This is a genomic window from Polaromonas sp. A23, from assembly GCF_002001015.1.
In the GTDB taxonomy this organism is placed as follows: domain Bacteria; phylum Pseudomonadota; class Gammaproteobacteria; order Burkholderiales; family Burkholderiaceae_C; genus Polaromonas.
The window spans coordinates 1-17,214 of sequence record NZ_MUNO01000001.1; the positions used below are offsets into that span (position 1 = coordinate 1).

General features: G+C 60.0%; 14 protein-coding genes. 9 read left to right on the forward strand and 5 right to left on the reverse strand.

What is annotated here, in order from left to right; all coding sequences use genetic code 11:
• Nucleotides 1–369: 369 nt before the first annotated feature.
• The 4 genes from B0B52_RS00005 to B0B52_RS00020 all read right to left on the reverse strand — a co-directional run bounded on the left by B0B52_RS00005 (nucleotide 370) and on the right by B0B52_RS00020 (nucleotide 4,282).
• Nucleotides 370–1,161: a gamma-glutamyl-gamma-aminobutyrate hydrolase family protein gene (locus B0B52_RS00005; RefSeq protein ID WP_077591637.1), complete on the reverse strand. Its 792-nt coding sequence runs from the start codon at nucleotides 1,159–1,161 to the stop codon at nucleotides 370–372.
• A 122-nt stretch (nucleotides 1,162–1,283) separates the two neighbouring features.
• Nucleotides 1,284–2,720: a sensor histidine kinase gene (locus B0B52_RS00010; protein WP_077591552.1), complete on the reverse strand. Its 1,437-nt coding sequence runs from the start codon at nucleotides 2,718–2,720 to the stop codon at nucleotides 1,284–1,286.
• A 139-nt stretch (nucleotides 2,721–2,859) separates the two neighbouring features.
• Nucleotides 2,860–3,534: a response regulator transcription factor gene (locus B0B52_RS00015; protein ID WP_077591553.1), complete on the reverse strand. Its 675-nt coding sequence runs from the start codon at nucleotides 3,532–3,534 to the stop codon at nucleotides 2,860–2,862.
• Nucleotides 3,535–3,778: 244 nt separating this feature from the next.
• Entirely contained in the window at nucleotides 3,779–4,282 is a 504-nt protein-coding gene (locus tag B0B52_RS00020; RefSeq protein WP_077591554.1) for a MarR family winged helix-turn-helix transcriptional regulator, read from the reverse strand.
• A gap of 166 nt (nucleotides 4,283–4,448) precedes the next feature.
• Here B0B52_RS00020 and recA point away from each other — a divergent pair, with 166 nt between their 5' ends.
• Together recA and recX are read left to right on the forward strand one after the other, a co-directional pair.
• Complete coding sequence (gene recA / locus B0B52_RS00025) at nucleotides 4,449–5,585, forward strand: recombinase RecA (protein WP_077591555.1); 1,137 nt, start codon at nucleotides 4,449–4,451, stop codon at nucleotides 5,583–5,585.
• A 106-nt stretch (nucleotides 5,586–5,691) separates the two neighbouring features.
• Nucleotides 5,692–6,165, forward strand: a complete 474-nt coding sequence (gene recX, locus B0B52_RS00030) for a recombination regulator RecX (RefSeq protein ID WP_077591556.1) — start codon at nucleotides 5,692–5,694, stop codon at nucleotides 6,163–6,165.
• Nucleotides 6,166–6,299: 134 nt separating this feature from the next.
• Here recX and argC read toward each other — a convergent pair whose 3' ends face one another.
• Nucleotides 6,300–7,223 (reverse strand): N-acetyl-gamma-glutamyl-phosphate reductase, encoded by a 924-nt coding sequence (gene argC, locus B0B52_RS00035; RefSeq protein ID WP_077591557.1) that lies wholly within the window; start codon nucleotides 7,221–7,223, stop codon nucleotides 6,300–6,302.
• A gap of 195 nt (nucleotides 7,224–7,418) precedes the next feature.
• Between argC and sucC the strand changes: the two genes are divergently transcribed.
• The 7 genes from sucC to B0B52_RS00070 all read left to right on the forward strand — a co-directional run bounded on the left by sucC (nucleotide 7,419) and on the right by B0B52_RS00070 (nucleotide 17,214).
• Nucleotides 7,419–8,579, forward strand: coding sequence for an ADP-forming succinate--CoA ligase subunit beta (sucC, locus tag B0B52_RS00040; RefSeq protein ID WP_077591558.1), 1,161 nt, complete (start codon nucleotides 7,419–7,421; stop codon nucleotides 8,577–8,579).
• Between the two features lie 114 nt (nucleotides 8,580–8,693).
• Nucleotides 8,694–9,587, forward strand: a complete 894-nt coding sequence (gene sucD / locus B0B52_RS00045; RefSeq protein ID WP_077591559.1) for a succinate--CoA ligase subunit alpha — start codon at nucleotides 8,694–8,696, stop codon at nucleotides 9,585–9,587.
• Between the two features lie 161 nt (nucleotides 9,588–9,748).
• Nucleotides 9,749–10,450, forward strand: a complete 702-nt coding sequence (locus tag B0B52_RS00050) for a TerC family protein (RefSeq protein ID WP_077591560.1) — start codon at nucleotides 9,749–9,751, stop codon at nucleotides 10,448–10,450.
• Between the two features lie 225 nt (nucleotides 10,451–10,675).
• Nucleotides 10,676–13,405: a CHASE2 domain-containing serine/threonine-protein kinase gene (locus B0B52_RS00055; RefSeq protein ID WP_077591638.1), complete on the forward strand. Its 2,730-nt coding sequence runs from the start codon at nucleotides 10,676–10,678 to the stop codon at nucleotides 13,403–13,405.
• Between the two features lie 10 nt (nucleotides 13,406–13,415).
• The gene (locus tag B0B52_RS00060; protein ID WP_077591561.1) at nucleotides 13,416–14,201 is read left to right on the forward strand and encodes a Stp1/IreP family PP2C-type Ser/Thr phosphatase; all 786 of its coding nucleotides are present in this window, start codon (nucleotides 13,416–13,418) and stop codon (nucleotides 14,199–14,201) included.
• A gap of 40 nt (nucleotides 14,202–14,241) precedes the next feature.
• Entirely contained in the window at nucleotides 14,242–14,901 is a 660-nt protein-coding gene (locus B0B52_RS00065) for an FHA domain-containing protein (RefSeq protein ID WP_077591562.1), read from the forward strand.
• A gap of 63 nt (nucleotides 14,902–14,964) precedes the next feature.
• Complete coding sequence (locus B0B52_RS00070) at nucleotides 14,965–17,214, forward strand: CHASE2 domain-containing protein (RefSeq protein WP_077591563.1); 2,250 nt, start codon at nucleotides 14,965–14,967, stop codon at nucleotides 17,212–17,214.

The window sequence follows — 17,214 nt, forward strand, 5'->3', positions numbered from 1 at the left end:
CCCCTACGCTGCGCTCCGGGGCAACCTGCGGTGCTCGCCGAAAGTGGATCAGGGCGAGCGATTGTCTGAGCGTAGCGAGTTCGAGCTCGACCCCACTTTCGGCGAGCACCGCAGGTTGCCCCGGAGCGCAGCGTAGGGGACCCAGACCATCGGGTCGCCTTTCTTTTGGGTACTTTTCTTTGGCGAAGCAAAGACAAAGTGCCTCGCCCGCCGGGGCGAGACCCGGCTTGCTGGCATACCGCAAAACGCAATCGAAGAACCAGCTTCAACAGGTTCAGTTGGAGTGGGTAAAGGTGCTATGAATTCAATAGCTATCGGCGCACATCCCTATTGGGAGTAGAGGCTTTTCTGCTTAAAAGCGGCGGCGCCTCAGGCTGTCACGTGCTTTTTCGCAGCAGCCACCGCAGAAAGAAAGTCTTCCAGCACCGCAGCATCGTCAATCGTGTCCGACCCCGGCTGGTGAAACTCGGGGTGCCACTGCAGCGCCACGATGTAGCTTTTCGACGGGTCCTTGCGGCGTATGGCTTCCACCATGCCGTCGGGCACGCTGAAGGCCTCGGCCACGAACTCGGGTGACAGGTCCTTGATGCCCTGGTGGTGAATGCTGTTGACGCGCACGCGTTCCACGCCCGGGTACAGGCGGGAAAGCTGTGTGCCCTGGACGATCTCCACGCTGTGGAAGTTCTGGTCGTAAACCACCGCGTCGCGGTGCACAAAGGACTCGGGCACCTGGGTGGCGATGTCCTGGTACAGCGTGCCGCCGAACGCGACGTTGAGTAGCTGCATGCCGCGGCAGATGCCGAACACCGGTTTACCGGCTTTCTCGAAGGAGGCGACCAGGGCCTTGTCGTACTCGTCGCGCACACGGTCGCCGGACCAGCGCTCTTCGAGCGGATTTTCGCCATAGTTGCCGGGCCAGATATCGGCGCCGCCGTGCAGCACGAGCCCGTCAAGCCACTGGGCGTAGTCGTCAAAATGGACGTCGCCGCGTTGCGTGCTGCCGGTCGGGCAAGGCACCATGACGACCATGGCGCCGGAAGACATGATCCAGTGTGCGACGGTTTGCTCGACATACTGCAGCGTTTTACCGGTGAACAGCGAGCGCGTGGGGTCGGCGTGGGAGAAGCAGGCCGACAGGCCGATTTTCAGACGCGTGCGCATGTGGCGCCTGCTTTCACGGGCACTCACGTCGGCCTGGGCGGGCGGAGGGGCCGAGGGCGTCGTCATCTTCATGGGGGTGAAAGGTCTCCAAAGGTATGAAGACAGTGTAGTGACGCGTAGCCTTATTCTTGTGGCAGATCTGCAAAGCCCGTGAAACGAACTGTGACTCGGGTGCCGGGAGGCGTGTGTCCCGGCAGCGCGTCGTCCACCGAGACGGTGGCATCGTGCTGCCGGGCGATTTCCTGCACGATGGCCAGGCCCAGCCCGGAGCCGTCGACGTTGGTACCCAGCGCGCGGTAAAAGGGCTGAAACACCAGCTCGCGCTCGGGCGCCGGGATGCCCGGCCCCGAGTCCTCGACCAGCAACAGGATCGCGCCGCTAAAGCGGTCGGTCAGCAGCCGCACCGTGACCTGCCCGTCGTCGGGTGTGTAATTCAGGGCGTTGTCGAGCAGGTTGCGTACCAGTTCTTTGAGCAGTGTCGGGTTGGCCTCCAGCATGTTTGCGGGCTCGCCGGGCGGTGGGCCGTCGTAGCCGAGGTCGATGCGTTTTTCAAGCGCACGGGGAACCGAGTCCTGGATCGCCTCCGAAATGATGTGCACCACGTCCAGCTTTTGCTTGGCCAGGCTGCGGCCGGTGGTCTCGGCGCGGGCCAGCGCCAGCAACTGGTTGACGGTATGGGTGGCGCGAATGCTGGCGCGGCCTATCTGCTTGAGGGATTTCTTGAGCTCGTCGGCGTCGGTTTCGCGTTGGGCCAGGTCGGCCTGCATGCGCAGTCCGGCCAGCGGGGTCTTGAGCTGGTGGGCGGCATCGGCGAGGAAGCGCTTTTGCGTGGTCAGCAAAACCTTGAGCCGGCTCAGCAAGTCGTTGATGGACGACACCAGCGGCGCGACTTCCTCCGGCACGATGGTTTCGTCCAGCGGGCTCATGTCGTCGGACTTGCGTGCGCGTATGCGTTTTTCCAGTTGGTCCAGGGGCTTGATGCCGCGCACCAGCGCCAGCCACACCAGCAGCACGGCCAGCGGCAGGGTGACAAATTGCGGCACCATCACGCCCTTGACGATTTCGGTGGCCAGCGTTTTGCGCTTTTCCAGGGTCTCGGCCACCTGCACGAGGATGGGATGGCCGCCCGGCACGTCGGCCCTGATCCAGGTGTAGGCCACGCGCACTTCCTGACCCTGCATGGTGTCCTCGCGCAGCCGCACCTCGCCTTCAAAGCCCATTTCTTCGTCGGGCGGCAGGGGCAGGCCGTGCTCGCCGCTGAGGTATTCGCCGCGGGTGCCCAGCACCTGGTAGTACACCAGGTCGGTGTCGTCGGCGCGCAGCAGTTCGCTGGCAGGTGCAGTCATGTTGAACTGCACCTGCCTGTTCTTGACCACGACCAGCTTGGCCAGGGCCTGTACGTTGTATTCAAGCGCACGGTCAAACGGTTTGCCGGCAATGTTTTGCGCCACCAGCCAGGTCAGCGCCAGGCTGATGGGCCACAGCAGCAGCAGCGGCGTGAGCATCCAGTCGAGGATTTCCCCGAACAGACTTCGGCGTTCACGCTGGAAGAGTCTCAATGGCACGGCTCGAAAACCGTCGACGCGTTGGTTTCATCCAAGCAGGGGCCGCGGAACCGGCTTTGCCGGGCCGCAGGCGCAGCGGCCCCCTCGGGGGGCAGGGAGTTACGCGAAGCGGACGACCGTGGGGGCCCCATGATTAGCCGGGGATCTTCTCTAGGCAATAACCGAGGCCGCGCACGGTGGCGATGCGCACCGGGCCTTTTTCGATCTTCTTGCGCAGGCGATGGATGTACACCTCGATCGCGTTGTTGCTGACTTCCTCGCCCCATTCGCACAGGCGTTCGACCAGCTGGTCCTTGCTGACGAGGCGGCCGGCGCGTTGCAGCAGAACCTCGAGCAGGCCCAGTTCTCGTGCCGATAATTCCAGCATCTGGCCGTCGATCGTCGCCACGCGCCCGGCCTGGTCATACACCAGCGGCCCGTGTTTGATGGTGCTGCTGGCGCCGCCCATGCCGCGGCGGATCAGGGCGCGCACGCGAGCTTCGAGTTCCTGCAGCGAAAAAGGTTTGGCCATGTAGTCGTCGGCCCCGTAGTCCAGGCCCTTGACGCGTTCTTCGACGCTGTCGGCGGCTGTGAGGATCAGCACCGGCAGGGCCGAGCCGCGGGCGCGCAGGCGCTTGAGCACTTCCAGCCCGTGCATGCGCGGCAGGCCCAGGTCCAGGATGAGCAGGTCGAACTCGGTGTTGGTCATCAGGGCGGCATCGGCCTCGGTGCCGCTGGCCACGTGGTCAGCCGCCGCGCCGGAGGCGCGCAGGGTACGAAGCAGGCCGTCGGCCAGGACCTGGTCATCTTCGGCAATCAATATGCGCATGCTTGTCTCCTGATGGGGGGTGCCCCCGCGCGGTCCGGCGGAACGCTCAGGGCGAAACGGCTCTGCGGCCTGTTTTTCAAATTCTAGGCCTTTATCCCCCTTTGTTTGCTTACTGTTGACTGGGCTCCCACGTTCGCTCACTGCGTGTAACTCTCTGCCCCCCGAGGGGACGCTGCGCCTGCGGCCCGGCAAAGCCGGTTCCGCGGCCCCTGCTGGTATGGGAGAAGTGTTCCTGTGGTGCGGATCAGGCGCTAGCGTAGGCTTCGAGGCCTAACGCCACCACGGTGGCGACGTCGGTGCCCACGGCCTGCTTGAACTCGGCTTCGGCCTGGGCCACGGCGTCACGAAAGGCCTGCAGCCAGAGCAGACCGGAAGCGGTGAACACCACCGTGCGGGCGCGTTTGTCGTGCGGGTCGGGCTGGCGTGTGACCAGGCCCCAGGCTTCGCACTGGTCCACCAGGTCGCCCATGGCCTGTTTGCTCATGCCGGCGCTTTGCGCCAGGTCGGTCAGCCGCGAGCCGCCTACCGCCAGGTGGCGCGTGATGTGAATGTGCGCGGCGCCCACCTGCCCGCGCGCTGCGAGATTCGACAGCGCCAGGGGCACGTCGACATTGCGGGCCATCAACACCAGCACGCGTTCGTCAAAACGCCGCAGGGCGTGGCCGAGCAGGCGACCGAGGTGAGTGAGGCGCCAGTTCTCCTCGTCTGGGGCGCCGCCGCCGGGTGGGGGAACAGAGGAGGAATTCATGCGGAAATGATAATCTCTATTGATCAGGCAAACTGACTAAAAACAGGGTTTACTTATTTATATGGCAATCATAAAGTACTGGTCATGCACCCAGTACTGTAATTAAAAGCAGAGCTGGAGCCCGAAGCCAAAAAGTTTTCCCTTACTGACATTCAAGGAGTTTTCCATGGACCTGCCGAACAAGACCAATCCCGCCCTGAACACCGAAAAAGCCAAGGCCTTGCAGGCCGCGCTGGCCCAGATCGAAAAGCAGTTCGGCAAAGGCACCATCATGAAGCTGGGTGCCGGCGAGGTGATTGAGGACATCCAGGTGGTCTCTACCGGTTCGTTGGGCCTGGACATTGCCTTGGGAGTCGGCGGCCTGCCGCGCGGCCGTGTGGTCGAGATCTACGGCCCGGAATCGTCCGGCAAAACCACGCTGACCCTGCAGGTGATTGCTGAAATGCAGAAGCTGGGCGGCACCTGTGCCTTTGTGGATGCCGAACACGCGCTGGACATCCAGTACGCGCAAAAGCTGGGCGTGAACCTGCAGGACCTGCTGATCAGCCAGCCCGACACTGGCGAGCAGGCGCTCGAGATCGTTGACTCGCTGACCCGCTCCGGCGCGGTTGATCTGATCGTGGTCGACTCGGTGGCGGCGCTGACGCCCAAGGCCGAACTCGAAGGCGAAATGGGCGACTCCCTGCCCGGCTTGCAGGCCCGACTGATGAGCCAGGCGCTGCGCAAGCTGACGGCTCACATCAAGAAGGCCAACTGCATGGTCATCTTCATCAACCAGATCCGCATGAAGATCGGCGTGATGTTCGGCAGCCCCGAAACCACCACCGGTGGCAATGCACTGAAGTTTTACGCCTCGGTGCGCCTCGATATTCGCCGCATTGGCTCGATCAAGAAGGGCGAGGAAGTGGTCGGCAACGAAACCCGGGTCAAGGTGGTCAAGAACAAGGTGGCCTCACCGTTCAAGATGGCGGAGTTCGACATCCTCTACGGCGAGGGCATCAGCCGGCTGGGTGAGGTGTTGGACCTCGGTGTGGCAGGCCACATCGTCGAGAAAGCCGGTGCCTGGTATGCCTTCAACGGCGAAAAAATCGGCCAAGGCCGCGACAACTCGCGCGAATTCCTGAAAGAAAACCCGGACCTTGCGATGGAAATCGAAAACAAGGTGCGCGAGTCGCTGGGCATTCCGCTGATCCAGGAGGCCGTGGGCGGCAAGCCGGACAAGGCAGAGAAGCCTGAGAAGGCTGACAAAGCCGACAAGGTCGAGAAAGCTGAAAAAGCCCCCAAAGTCGCCGCCGTCGAGTGAAAAAAGGGGTGATAGGTCCAGGTTGAGGGTGAAATCGGCCTTAACCCCTTATTCCACGGGCGCAAGCAGCTATCAAAACAATAGTGACTGATTGCCGAAATTGCGTATGACAACAGACAAGCCTGCCGCCACGCCGGGTTTCGGCCTGTCCCTGAAAGGCCGGGCCTTGCGTTGCCTGGCGCAGCGGGAGCATTCACGCGCCGAGCTGGAGCGCAAGCTGGCAGCGCATGCCGAGTCGGCCGAGCAACTGGCCCGGGTGCTGGACGAATTGCAGGCCAAAGATTTCATCAGCGAAGCGCGGGTGGTGGAGTCGGTCATTAATCGCCGCGCCGGGCGGTTTGGCGCTGCCCGCATTCGCCATGAGTTGCAGGGCAAGGGTCTGGCGCCCGAGGCGGTGGCCGAGGCGCTTAGCGGACTGAAAGCCAGCGAGGTCGATCGGGCTCGCGAGGTCTGGCGCAAGAAGTTTGGCGAGCCGGCGGCAGACGCTGCGGCGCGTGGCAAGCAGATGCGCTTCCTGGCGGCGCGCGGTTTTGGGGCTGAGGCGATTCGCCGCGTGGTGTCGCAGGCAGAAGACGACTAGTCGTCGTGGCGGGCCTGACCGCCCGCTGTCCATGAGTCTGTAGCGCCGAATTGGCCACTGGCCCTCATTGGGCGGGCATGGACAGCTATCAATTAAATAGCGCACCGCAGACGAAGCGACCTGCTTGTGGCGTGTTACAGGCCCAGCATCAATTCCAGGTTTTGAACGGCGGCGCCGGAAGCACCCTTGCCGAGGTTGTCCAGCCGTGCAATCAGCACGGCATGACGGAACTCTTCGTTGCCGAAAACCCGCAGTTCCATCTTGTTGGTGTCGTTCAGCGCGAGTGCGTCTATCGAGGTGCTGTCTCCAGCCGGTTCGACCGTGACCCAGGGGCTACCCGCATAGTGGCGCGTCAGCACGTCCTGCAGCTGGGCCGCCGTTGGCCGACCCGGCAGCAAGTCCAGGTGCAGCGGCAGCTGCACCAGCATGCCCTGCTTGAAGTTGCCTACCGAAGGCGTGAACACGGGCCGGCGTGTCAGCCCGGTATAGCGCATGATTTCCGGCAGATGCTTGTGCTTGAGGTTCAGGCCGTAGATCTGGTACGCCGGTGCCTTGCCGGATTCGTAGTCTGCAATCATGGTGCGGCCGCCGCCGGAGTAGCCGCTGACGGCCGGGATGGCCAGCGGATAGTCTTTGGGCAGCAATCCCGCATCGACCAGCGGGCGGATCAGGGCAATCGCGCCGGTGGAATAACAGCCCGGGTTGGCTACGCGATCAGCACCCGCGACAGCGTCACGCTGACCGGGCGTCAGCTCGGGAAAGCCGAAAACCCAGCCCGGTGCGGTGCGGTGCGCGGTGGAAGCATCAATGACTTTGGGGCCCTTTTTGCCGCTGACGCGTGCCAGGTCATCAATCATGGCCACCGATTCGCGTGCTGCGTCGTCGTGCAGGCAAAGCACCACCAGGTCGACGGTGCCCATCAACGCGCGCTTGGCGGCAGCATCCTTGCGCAGCTCGGGCGCAATGCTGACCAACTCGATGGCAGGCATGGCTTGCAGGCGTTCCCGGATCTGAAGACCCGTGGTTCCCGCTTCGCCGTCAATAAAAACCTTGGCCATGTGGCTTTTTCCTGTGGAAAGTGCTTAAAAGGGCGGTATAAGCCGCGCACAATAATTGTGCATCGCAACATGATACAGTTCTGCGCTGCTGCCTGCAGTGACCGAAGACGTTACATTTTGGTGAATTTTGCGAAATGTCGCAGATACACATCAAATCTTGGAACGCCCCATTTACCGAATCCTGGAAGTAATTTCATGAAAATTCACGAGTACCAAGGCAAGGAAATCTTGCGTAACTTTGGTGTCCCTACGCCGCGCGGCATTCCCGCGTTTACCGTGCAAGAAGCTGTTGAAGCTGCACAGAAACTGGGCGGACCGGTCTGGGTCGTGAAGGCCCAGATCCACGCCGGTGGTCGCGGCAAGGGCGGCGGCGTGAAACTGGCGCGCAGCATCGAAGACGTGAAAAAACTCGCCGGCGAAATCCTCGGCATGCAGCTGGTCACGCACCAAACCGGCCCGGAAGGCCAGAAGGTGCGCCGCCTCTACATTGAAGACGGCGCCGACATCCAGAAGGAATACTACGTCTCCATCGTGACCGACCGCGCCACCCAGAAGGTGGCCTTCATCGCGTCCAGCGAAGGCGGCATGGACATCGAGGAAGTGGCGCACTCCACCCCCGAAAAGATCATCACCGAATTCATCGACCCGCTGACCGGATTGAGCGACGCGCAGGCCACGAAGATCGCCAGTGGCATCGGGCTGCCGGCAGAGTCGACCGCCCAGGCCGTGGACGTGTTCCAGAAGCTCTACAAGTGCTACATGGACACCGACGCATCGCTGGTGGAAATCAATCCCCTGAACCGCGACAGCAAGAACAAGCTCATCGCGCTGGATGCCAAGTTCAACTTTGACCCGAACGCGCTGTTCCGTCACTCCGAAATCGTGGCCCTGCGCGATCTGGACGAAGAAGACCCGGCCGAAGTCGAGGCGTCCAAGTTCGATCTCGCCTACATCTCCCTGGACGGCAACATCGGCTGCCTGGTCAATGGCGCCGGTCTGGCCATGGCAACCATGGACACCATCAAGCTGTTCGGCGGCGAGCCAGCCAACTTCCTGGACGTGGGCGGTGGCGCGACCGCAGAGAAAGTTACTGAAGCTTTCAAGATCATGCTGAAGAACCCCGACGTCAAAGGCATCCTGGTCAACATCTTCGGCGGCATCATGAAGTGCGACACGATTGCCGACGGTGTGATCGCCGCCTGCAAGGCCGTGAACCTTTCGGTTCCGCTGGTCGTGCGCATGAAGGGCACCAACGAAGACCTGGGCAAGAAGATGCTGGCCGAGTCCGGCCTGCCCATCATCGCTGCAGACACCATGGCCGAAGCCGCGACCAAAATCGTCGCCGCTGTCAAATGAACCACCCCCGATGCGCCTTTGGCGCTTCCCCCTCAAGGGGGCGGCCACATGTGGCCTGGCAAAGCCAGGTCCACTGCGGCCACTTGATCGCAACCGTTACCGAATGAGGCAGCCATGAGCATTTACATCAACAAAAACACCAAAGTCATCACGCAGGGTATTACCGGCAAGACCGGCCAGTTCCACACCCGCATGTGCCGCGACTACGCCAATGGCAAAGAATGCTTTGTCGCCGGCGTGAACCCGAAAAAAGCCGGCGAAGACTTCGAAGGCATCCCGATTTTTGCCAACGTGACCGAGGCCGCCAAAGCCACCGGCGCCACGGTGTCGGTGATTTACGTGCCGCCAGCCGGCGCTGCCGCAGCGATCTGGGAAGCCGTTGAGGCCAACCTCGACCTGGCGATCTGCATCACTGAAGGTATTCCCGTGCGCGACATGCTGGAAGTGCGCAACCGCATGAAGGCCAAGGAAGCGGCCGGTGGCAAGAAAACCCTGCTGCTGGGCCCCAACTGCCCTGGCCTGATCACGCCGGAAGAAATCAAGATTGGCATCATGCCTGGCCACATCCATCGCAAGGGCCGCATTGGCGTGGTCAGCCGCTCCGGCACGCTGACCTATGAAGCCGTGGCGCAATTGACCGAAATCGGCCTGGGCCAGTCCAGCGCCGTCGGTATTGGCGGCGACCCGATCAACGGCCTGAAGCACATTGACGTGATGCGCGCCTTCAATGACGACCCGGACACCGACGCCGTCATCATGATTGGCGAAATTGGTGGCCCGGACGAGGCGGAAGCGGCCATGTGGTGCAAGGCTAATATGAAAAAGCCCATCGTTGGCTTCATCGCCGGTGTGACGGCTCCCGCCGGCAAACGCATGGGCCATGCCGGCGCGCTGATTTCCGGCGGTGCGGACACTGCAGACGCCAAATTGGCGATCATGGAAGAGTGCGGCTTCACCGTGACGCGCAATCCGTCCGAAATGGCCAAGCTGCTCAAGGCGCTGCTCTAAGGCGCAAACTTCACAGTTGATTTGGAAAACTTGACTGCGGTCAAGCCCGTAAGCAGTTTTACCAATCATTGTGGCCGGGTTGCGGCTTAGACTCTCCAAAAAAACAAAAAAACAAAAAAGCGCTTTCCCGGCGCTTTTTTAATTCATAACAGGAGCTACCCATGTTTTTCGGACTTGACTTTTCGTCCCCTCTTTTCTGGAGCGCATTCGGCTCCATCATGATCGCCAACATTGTTTTGTCCGGTGATAACGCGGTGGTCATTGCGATGGCTGCTCGGACACTGGAGCCTAGCCAGCGCAGCAAGGCCATTTTCTGGGGCAGTGCGGCAGCGATCGTCATGCGAATCGTCTTGACCATCGTCGCGATTCAGCTTCTGAGCTTGCCTTATCTGAAAATGATCGGTGCTGTTTTGCTGGTCTACATCGGTGTCGATCTGCTCAAGGGTGAAGACGATGGCGAGGACGACGGCAAGGAAATCAACGGCATGGCTGCGGCGATCCGCACCATCTTGCTGGCCGATCTGGTGATGAGTCTGGACAACGTGTTGGCTGTGGCCGCCGCCGCCAAGGGCAATTTGCCACTGTTGGTTATGGGCCTGCTGGTCAGCATTCCTCTGATTATTTTCGGCGCAACGCTGTTGACCAAGGTCATGGAACGTTTCCCGATCATCATCACCATTGGTGCCGCCCTGCTCGGTTTTCTGGCTGGTGAAATGCTGCTGACCGACCCGGCCGTTACCGCCCAATTTGGTGTGATTGCCGATCAGACAGTGACCATCGGTGGAGTCCTCGGCGCCGCGTTGGTGGTGGCTTTGGGTACATATCTGCAAAAACGCGCCCACGCTTCCGCGCCGGAGGCCTGAGCCTCAGCCACCGCCGCACGCCAAGCAGAAGGCTGCGGCGGCGCCAAATTGCAACACAAGCGAGGGGCGGTGTGCAAAAGTCCCTTGTCCCGGTGGATGGCGTCTGTTAATGTCCACAAACGGCGTATTTGTAACCGACCTGTAACGCAGGCCGGGTGGCAAGTGCGCAAAGAAAAACGGCGCAGCAGGTGTGCGGCGGTAAACCAGGACAAAGGCGGGACGGACGTGGCCACATCATCAAGTAAACGCGGACAGTTCTGGCGAGCGGACTGGTTTGTGGGCGTCCTGGTGGTGCTGGCGGTTCTGGTGCTTCACAGCGCGACCGACTTTTTCGGCACGCTTGAGCGCCGTTATTACGACTTTGCCAGCACCAGCACGTCGCGCCAGCCGTCAGACCGGATTGCCATCATTGCTATCGATGACCAGAGCATTGCCAACATTGGGCGTTGGCCCTGGCCGCGCGATGTGCATGCCCAGTTGATTGACCAACTGGCGGCTGCCAAAACCAAGACCATTGCACACACAGCCTTCTTTTTTGAGCCGCAAACCGACCGCGGGCTGGTGTTTATCAGGAAAATGAAAGAGGCACTTGGCCCGGTTGCCGTGCCTGCCGGTTCGGCCAACCCTGCGGATCCTGCCGTCCCGCCGAGTGGGCTCAGCGAACAACTGGGCAAAGTGATTGCCGAGGCAGAGATTGCGCTGGATACCGACGCCAAGCTTGCGACAAGCATGGCCAAGGCCGGAAATGTGCTCGTGCCTTCGGTTTTTGTGCTGGGTGACCCCCAAGGCAAGCCGGACAATCCCCTGCCTGCTTTTGCGCTCAAAAGCGCGGTCGAGGAGCCCGGTGGATTTTCGCTGCCCGCTGTCCGCGGCCAGCAGCCCATAGAGATTATCGGCAACAGTGCGGCCGGCGTGGCCCATTTGAACCAGCTGCCCGACGTGGATGGTGCCGTGCGGCAAGAGCCTCTGCTGATCAACTATTACGGCAAGGCGGTGCCTTCCATGAGTTTGCTGGCGGCCGTCAAGAGTTTGAATCTGGTGCCGGCCGATATCAAGCTCAACGCGGGCGAGTCGGTGCAGATCGGAAAATTGCGCATAGGTACGGACGAATCGGCTCTGATGCTGCCGCAGTTCTACAAAGGCAGGGACGGCCGGCCGGCATTTGCCGTGGATTCGTTTTATGACGTGTTGTCCGGCAAGATCCCCGCGAGCAAGTACGCCGACAAGATTGTGATCATCGGAGCCACTGCAGCCGGGGTTGGCACTCAGTTTCCAACGCCTGCGGGTCCGGGGCTTTCTCCCGCTGAGACGATTGCCCACATCACCTCCAGCCTTCTGAGCGAGCACTTCATTGTTCAGCCGGCATGGGGAATCTGGGCTACGCTGGGTTTGCTGCTGGTTGTGGCGGCCTACCTGATTGCCGGATTGCCGCGCTTGTCGGCGGGCAAGGCGGCCGTTGTTACCTTGGTCCTGTTTGTGGTGCTGCTCGTCATTGAGTTCGGCCTGCTTTCTGCCGCAGCGACCTGGCTCAAACTGGTTTTTCCTGCCGCTTTGCTGGTCATCGGGCATCTGGCGCTGACGACTAAACGCTTCCTCATGACGGAGGCCGGGAAGCTCAAGTCTGACGAAGAGTCAGCCGAGACCAACCGCATGATGGGTCTGGCGTTACAGGGGCAGGGCCAGCTCGACATGGCATTTGACCGCTTTCGCCGCGTACCTTTTACCGACGCGTTGATGGACAACATGAACAACCTGGCGCTCGATTTTGAACGCAAACGGCAGTTCAACAAGGCTCAGGCGGTGTACGAATACATGGCCAGCTACAACAAGAACCACAAGGACCTGCAGTCCAAACTCAACCGCGCCAAGAATTTGTCGGAAACCGTCATTCTGGGGGGCGGCGGTGCCCATCCCGGCGGCACCATGTTGCTCGACGGTGGCGGGGTCGAAAAACCCATGCTGGGCCGATACCAGGTTGAAAAAGAGTTGGGTAAGGGCGCCATGGGAGTGGTTTATCTGGGTAAAGACCCCAAGATCGGGCGTGTGGTGGCCATCAAGACCATGGCGTTAAGCCAGGAGTTTGAAGGTGACGAATTAACAGATGCCCGTGAACGCTTCTTCCGTGAGGCCGAAACGGCGGGCCGCCTGCAGCACCAGAACATTGTGACCATCTTCGATGCCGGCGAGGAGCACGATCTGGCCTATATTGCGATGGAATTTCTCAAGGGCAAGGATCTGGTTGACATGACCAAAGATGGGCAGCTTCTACCCATCCCCAAAGTGCTGTCGATCATAGCGCGGGTTGCCGAGGCGCTGGCCTATGCCCATAAGCAGCATGTGGTGCACCGTGACATCAAGCCGGCCAACATCATGTACGACGCGGACACCGATATTGTCAAGGTGACGGACTTTGGTATTGCCCGCATCACGGATTCGAGCAAGACAAAAACCGGTTTGGTGCTTGGCACCCCCAGTTTCATGTCGCCTGAGCAGATAGCCGGCAAGAAGGTCGATGGGCGCTCGGACCTGTATTCCCTGGGTGTGATGCTGTTCCAGATGCTCGCTGGCGTGTTGCCTTTCCGCGGCGACTCCATGGCTGAGCTGATGTACAAGATTGCCAATGAACCGGCGCCGGACATACGCATCATCCGGCAGGAGCTGTCAGCGCGACTTGCTGACATCGTGGCTTTGTCCTTGAGCAAAAAGTCTGAAACACGCTATCAGGATGGAGACCAGTTTGCCGCTGATTTGCGGGCGGTTATTGCGGAGCTGTCGGGTGCGCCCGCCAATGTCTCTGTTTCTGCAGCGGCACCTGCTGCCGCGGGAGCGCAAGAAAGCGAAAAAACCGTGGCTTTTACGGCGAGCAGCGACAATCCTGCTTTTGAGAAAACCATTGCCGCTCGTTCTCTGCCGGATTCCCCGACTGATGACGGCGCGACTGATCCGAAGACATAACAAGAATACGATGATTTACGAGATTTGCACCCAGACCGATCCCGGACTAACGCGGGACAACAACGAAGACTCCGTTACGTTTGACGCCGCCACTCACCTTTGCATCCTCGCCGATGGCATGGGCGGCTACAACGCGGGGGAAATTGCCAGCGGCATGGCGACTGCATTCATCAAGTCCGAGCTCGGTCGCTGGTTGTCGCAGGCAGGTAAGCATGCCAACAGCAAGGAAGTTCGGCGTGCCATGGAGATTTGTGTTGAAAATGCCAACCACTCCATTTTTAACGCTGCCAATTCCAATCCCCAGTATTCGGGGATGGGCACTACGCTGGTGGTGGGAGTGTTCCAGAACACCCGCCTGATGCTGGGCCATATCGGTGATTCACGCTGCTACCGTTGGCGCAATGGACAGCTGGAGCAGATCACCAAGGACCATTCCCTGTTGCAGGAGCAGATCGATGCGGGACTGATTACGCCCGAGCAGGCGCTAACCTCGGTCAACAAAAACCTGGTGACGAGGGCGCTGGGTGTGGAGGATGCGGTGTTGCTGGAAGTCAACGAACACCGTGTGGAGCTGGGTGATATTTACCTCATGTGCTCCGATGGGCTGTCTGACATGATCAGTGACGAGGCGATTGCGGCTATTCTATCGGGGTCGAAGTCACTGGACCCGATGGCCCGGCAACTGATCGTCGCGGCAAATGACGGAGGCGGACGGGATAATATTTCAGTCCTGCTTGCGCAGGCCAAGGAAACTTCGGGCAAGCGCGGCTTGTTGTCCAGGATGTTGGGAAAGTAGCCAGATTGAGTGCGATATTAAAAACAGACAGGAGTCGGCCATGCCGAAAATGATCGTCTCTATTGACGGTGTTGTGATCAAAGAGGTGCAGCTGACCAAGGACCGTACGTCCTTGGGACGTCGCCCCTATAACGACATTGTCATTGACAACCTGGCCGTTAGTGGAGAGCACGCCGTTCTGCAAATGTCCGGCAACGAGGTTTTCGTTGAGGATTTGAACAGCACCAACGGCACCTATCTCAATGGCAAGGCTGTCAAGAAGCAGCAGCTCAACAACGGCGACACGGTTGAAATCGGGAAGTACAAGATCAAGTACGTCAACGAGGTTGCCAGCGCTGGCTTTGAGAAGACCATGATTATCAAGGCAGGTTCGGCCGGCTTGGTCGCCCCGGCTGGGGCTGTAGCAGCGCCGGCGGCGCCAGCCTCGGGCGATTCGGGCGGAAGCGCCGCCATCAAAGTCATGTCCGGCGCGGCAGCTGGCAGGGAAGTGGCTCTGGTCAAGGTGGTCACGACCATTGGAAAGCCGGGCGTGGCGGTTGCGGCCATCACCAAGCGCCCCCAAGGTTTTGTTGTGGCGCATGTCGAGGGCGACAACAAGCCAACCCTTAATGGCGCTCCTATTGGGGTTGAGCCTGTACAACTGAAAAATGGCGATGTGCTGGAGTTGGCGGGCACGCAAATGCAGTTTGTCCAGCGCTGACCAGGCGGTCTTCCTGTCCCTGACTGGAAGACCACTCCCAATCGCGGCTCCCCAAGAGGCCCTATGCGACTTTTCTCCCGGCACTGGCCTCGCATCGCTGTAACGCTGATTCCGCTGGTTCTTGCCTTGTTGCATGCTACCGGCGCGTTGCGCATGGATGTTTTGCAGCGCCTTGATGACATTCTTTACGATGCACGCCTTCGTGCAACGATGTCCAGAACGCTGGACGAGCGCATAGTCATTGTCGATATCGATGAGAAAAGCCTGGCGGAAGTTGGCCGCTGGCCGTGGGGGCGCGACCGGCTTGCCGAACTTGTGCACGAACTGCTGGATCGGCAGAAGGCGGCTCTACTTGGGTTTGACGTGGTTTTTGCCGAGGCGGACGACAGCTCTGGCCTCAAGCGCCTCAAGCAATTGGCCCAAAACGAGCTGAAAGACCAACCAGCGTTTACAGAAAAGCTGAACCAGCTGCAGGGCAGTCTTGACTACGATGCTGTGTTCGCAAAGTCGGTCGAGAAGCGGCCGGTTGTTCTGGGGTACTACTTCACCAGCGATCGGGACGGTCGCGTCAATGGTGTGTTGCCGGCGCCGGTAATGGAGCACGAATCGCTCAAGGGGCGACCGATCAAGTTCACGACCTGGAATGGCTATGGGGCGAACATTGATCGCATCGCCAATGCTGCTCCCATGGGTGGGTTTTTCAATTCGATCACCGAGGGCGATGGGGTGGTGCGATCCATTCCGTTGCTGGCTGAATACAAAGGCCAGTACTATGAGTCGCTTTCGCTGGCGATGTTTCGCATGCTCGTGGGGCTACCACGCGTGGAGCCCGGTTTCCCCCGAGAGAAATTCCTCAGTCGCAGTTACCAGGGGCTGGAAAGCATCTTGCTCAAGCAGGGTGACAAAACACTGGCCATTCCTGTGGATGATCGGGTGGCTACCTTGGTTCCGTTTCGCGGCCCAGGGGGGGCTGGGGGTGGGTCTTACCGGTATATTTCTGCATCTGACGTGTTGACCCAGAAAGTTGCGCCGGGCCAGTTAAAAGACAAAATTGTTTTGCTGGGTACCACTGCGCCAGGCCTGCTGGACTTGCGTGTTACGCCCGTCGGAGAAACCTACCCCGGTGTTGAAACCCACGCCAACGTCATTTCCGGATTCCTTGACGGCAGGGTGTTCGTCAAGCCCGACTACGCCGTTGGCTTTGAAGTGGTCATTCTGGTTCTGTCGGGACTGATCTTGGCCTTCGCATTACCCATGTTGTCTGCGCCCAAGGCTGTAGCGGCCAGTGTGGCTGTCATTGTTGGCCTGGCGGGCTTGAACTTCTGGCTGTATTCGGCGTACGGGCTCGTATTGCCCCTGGCGACAGCGATGGTAATGGCGCTTACGGCGTTCGCGCTGAACATGAGTTATGGCTATTTCGTCGAAAGCCGTTCGAAGCGTGAATTGGCCAACCTGTTTGGCACTTATGTACCGCCAGAGCTGGTCGATGAGATGGTCAAGGACCCCGACAGCTACAGCATGAAAGCTTCGGCCAAAGAGCTGACGGTGATGTTTTGTGACATGCGGGGCTTCACCAGAATGTCAGAGACCATGGAGCCGACGCAGCTGCAGGCTCTGCTCAATAGTGTCTTCAGCAGGTTGACCGATTTGATCCGGAGCAACCGCGGCACCATCGACAAATACATGGGCGATTGCGTGATGGCTTTTTGGGGGGCACCTGTTGATACCCCGGAACATGCCGGTTTTGCTGTCAAGACCTCGCTTGAAATGGTGCAAGCGATGCGGCAGCTCAACGCGGAGCACCGCGCCAAGGGGCTCCCTGAAATCGGCATAGGTATCGGACTGAACACCGGTAGCATGTGTGTGGGGGACATGGGCTCCGATATTCGGCGCAGTTATACCGTTATCGGCGACGCGGTCAACCTGGGCTCGCGCCTGGAGGGTCTTTGCAAGACCTATGGCGCCGATACGGTGGCCAGCGAGTCCACGCGCAAGCTTGCAACTGAATTTGCGTGGCAGGAGCTCGATAAGGTTCGCGTCAAGGGCAAAGACCAAGCGGTTGCTATTTTCTCCCCCGTGGTCGCTTTGGGGCAACTCGATAAGCAAATTGCAGCCGAGCTTAAGGAATGGACACTTGCACTCAAGGCTTATCGGGAGCAGTCTTGGGACGATTGCGACGTGCATTTGCTCAATTTACAGCGCATGAATGCGCAAAAGTACCTTTACCGGTTATATGCCGAACGTGTAGCCTCAATGAGGTTGCTGCCGTTTGATCCCGAATGGGACGGGGCTACAAACTTCGAAACCAAATAA

Coding starts and splice junctions, on each gene's coding strand:
- recA (WP_077591555.1), top strand. CDS start 4,449: ATGGACCTGCCGAACAAGACCAATCCCGCCCTGAACACCGAAAAAGCC.
- B0B52_RS00065 (WP_077591562.1), top strand. CDS start 14,242: ATGCCGAAAATGATCGTCTCTATTGACGGTGTTGTGATCAAAGAGGTG.
- sucD (WP_077591559.1), top strand. CDS start 8,694: ATGAGCATTTACATCAACAAAAACACCAAAGTCATCACGCAGGGTATT.
- sucC (WP_077591558.1), top strand. CDS start 7,419: ATGAAAATTCACGAGTACCAAGGCAAGGAAATCTTGCGTAACTTTGGT.
- B0B52_RS00060 (WP_077591561.1), top strand. CDS start 13,416: ATGATTTACGAGATTTGCACCCAGACCGATCCCGGACTAACGCGGGAC.
- B0B52_RS00070 (WP_077591563.1), top strand. CDS start 14,965: ATGCGACTTTTCTCCCGGCACTGGCCTCGCATCGCTGTAACGCTGATT.
- B0B52_RS00020 (WP_077591554.1), bottom strand. CDS start 4,282: ATGAATTCCTCCTCTGTTCCCCCACCCGGCGGCGGCGCCCCAGACGAG.
- B0B52_RS00050 (WP_077591560.1), top strand. CDS start 9,749: ATGTTTTTCGGACTTGACTTTTCGTCCCCTCTTTTCTGGAGCGCATTC.
- B0B52_RS00005 (WP_077591637.1), bottom strand. CDS start 1,161: ATGCGCACGCGTCTGAAAATCGGCCTGTCGGCCTGCTTCTCCCACGCC.
- argC (WP_077591557.1), bottom strand. CDS start 7,223: ATGGCCAAGGTTTTTATTGACGGCGAAGCGGGAACCACGGGTCTTCAG.
- B0B52_RS00015 (WP_077591553.1), bottom strand. CDS start 3,534: ATGCGCATATTGATTGCCGAAGATGACCAGGTCCTGGCCGACGGCCTG.
- recX (WP_077591556.1), top strand. CDS start 5,692: ATGACAACAGACAAGCCTGCCGCCACGCCGGGTTTCGGCCTGTCCCTG.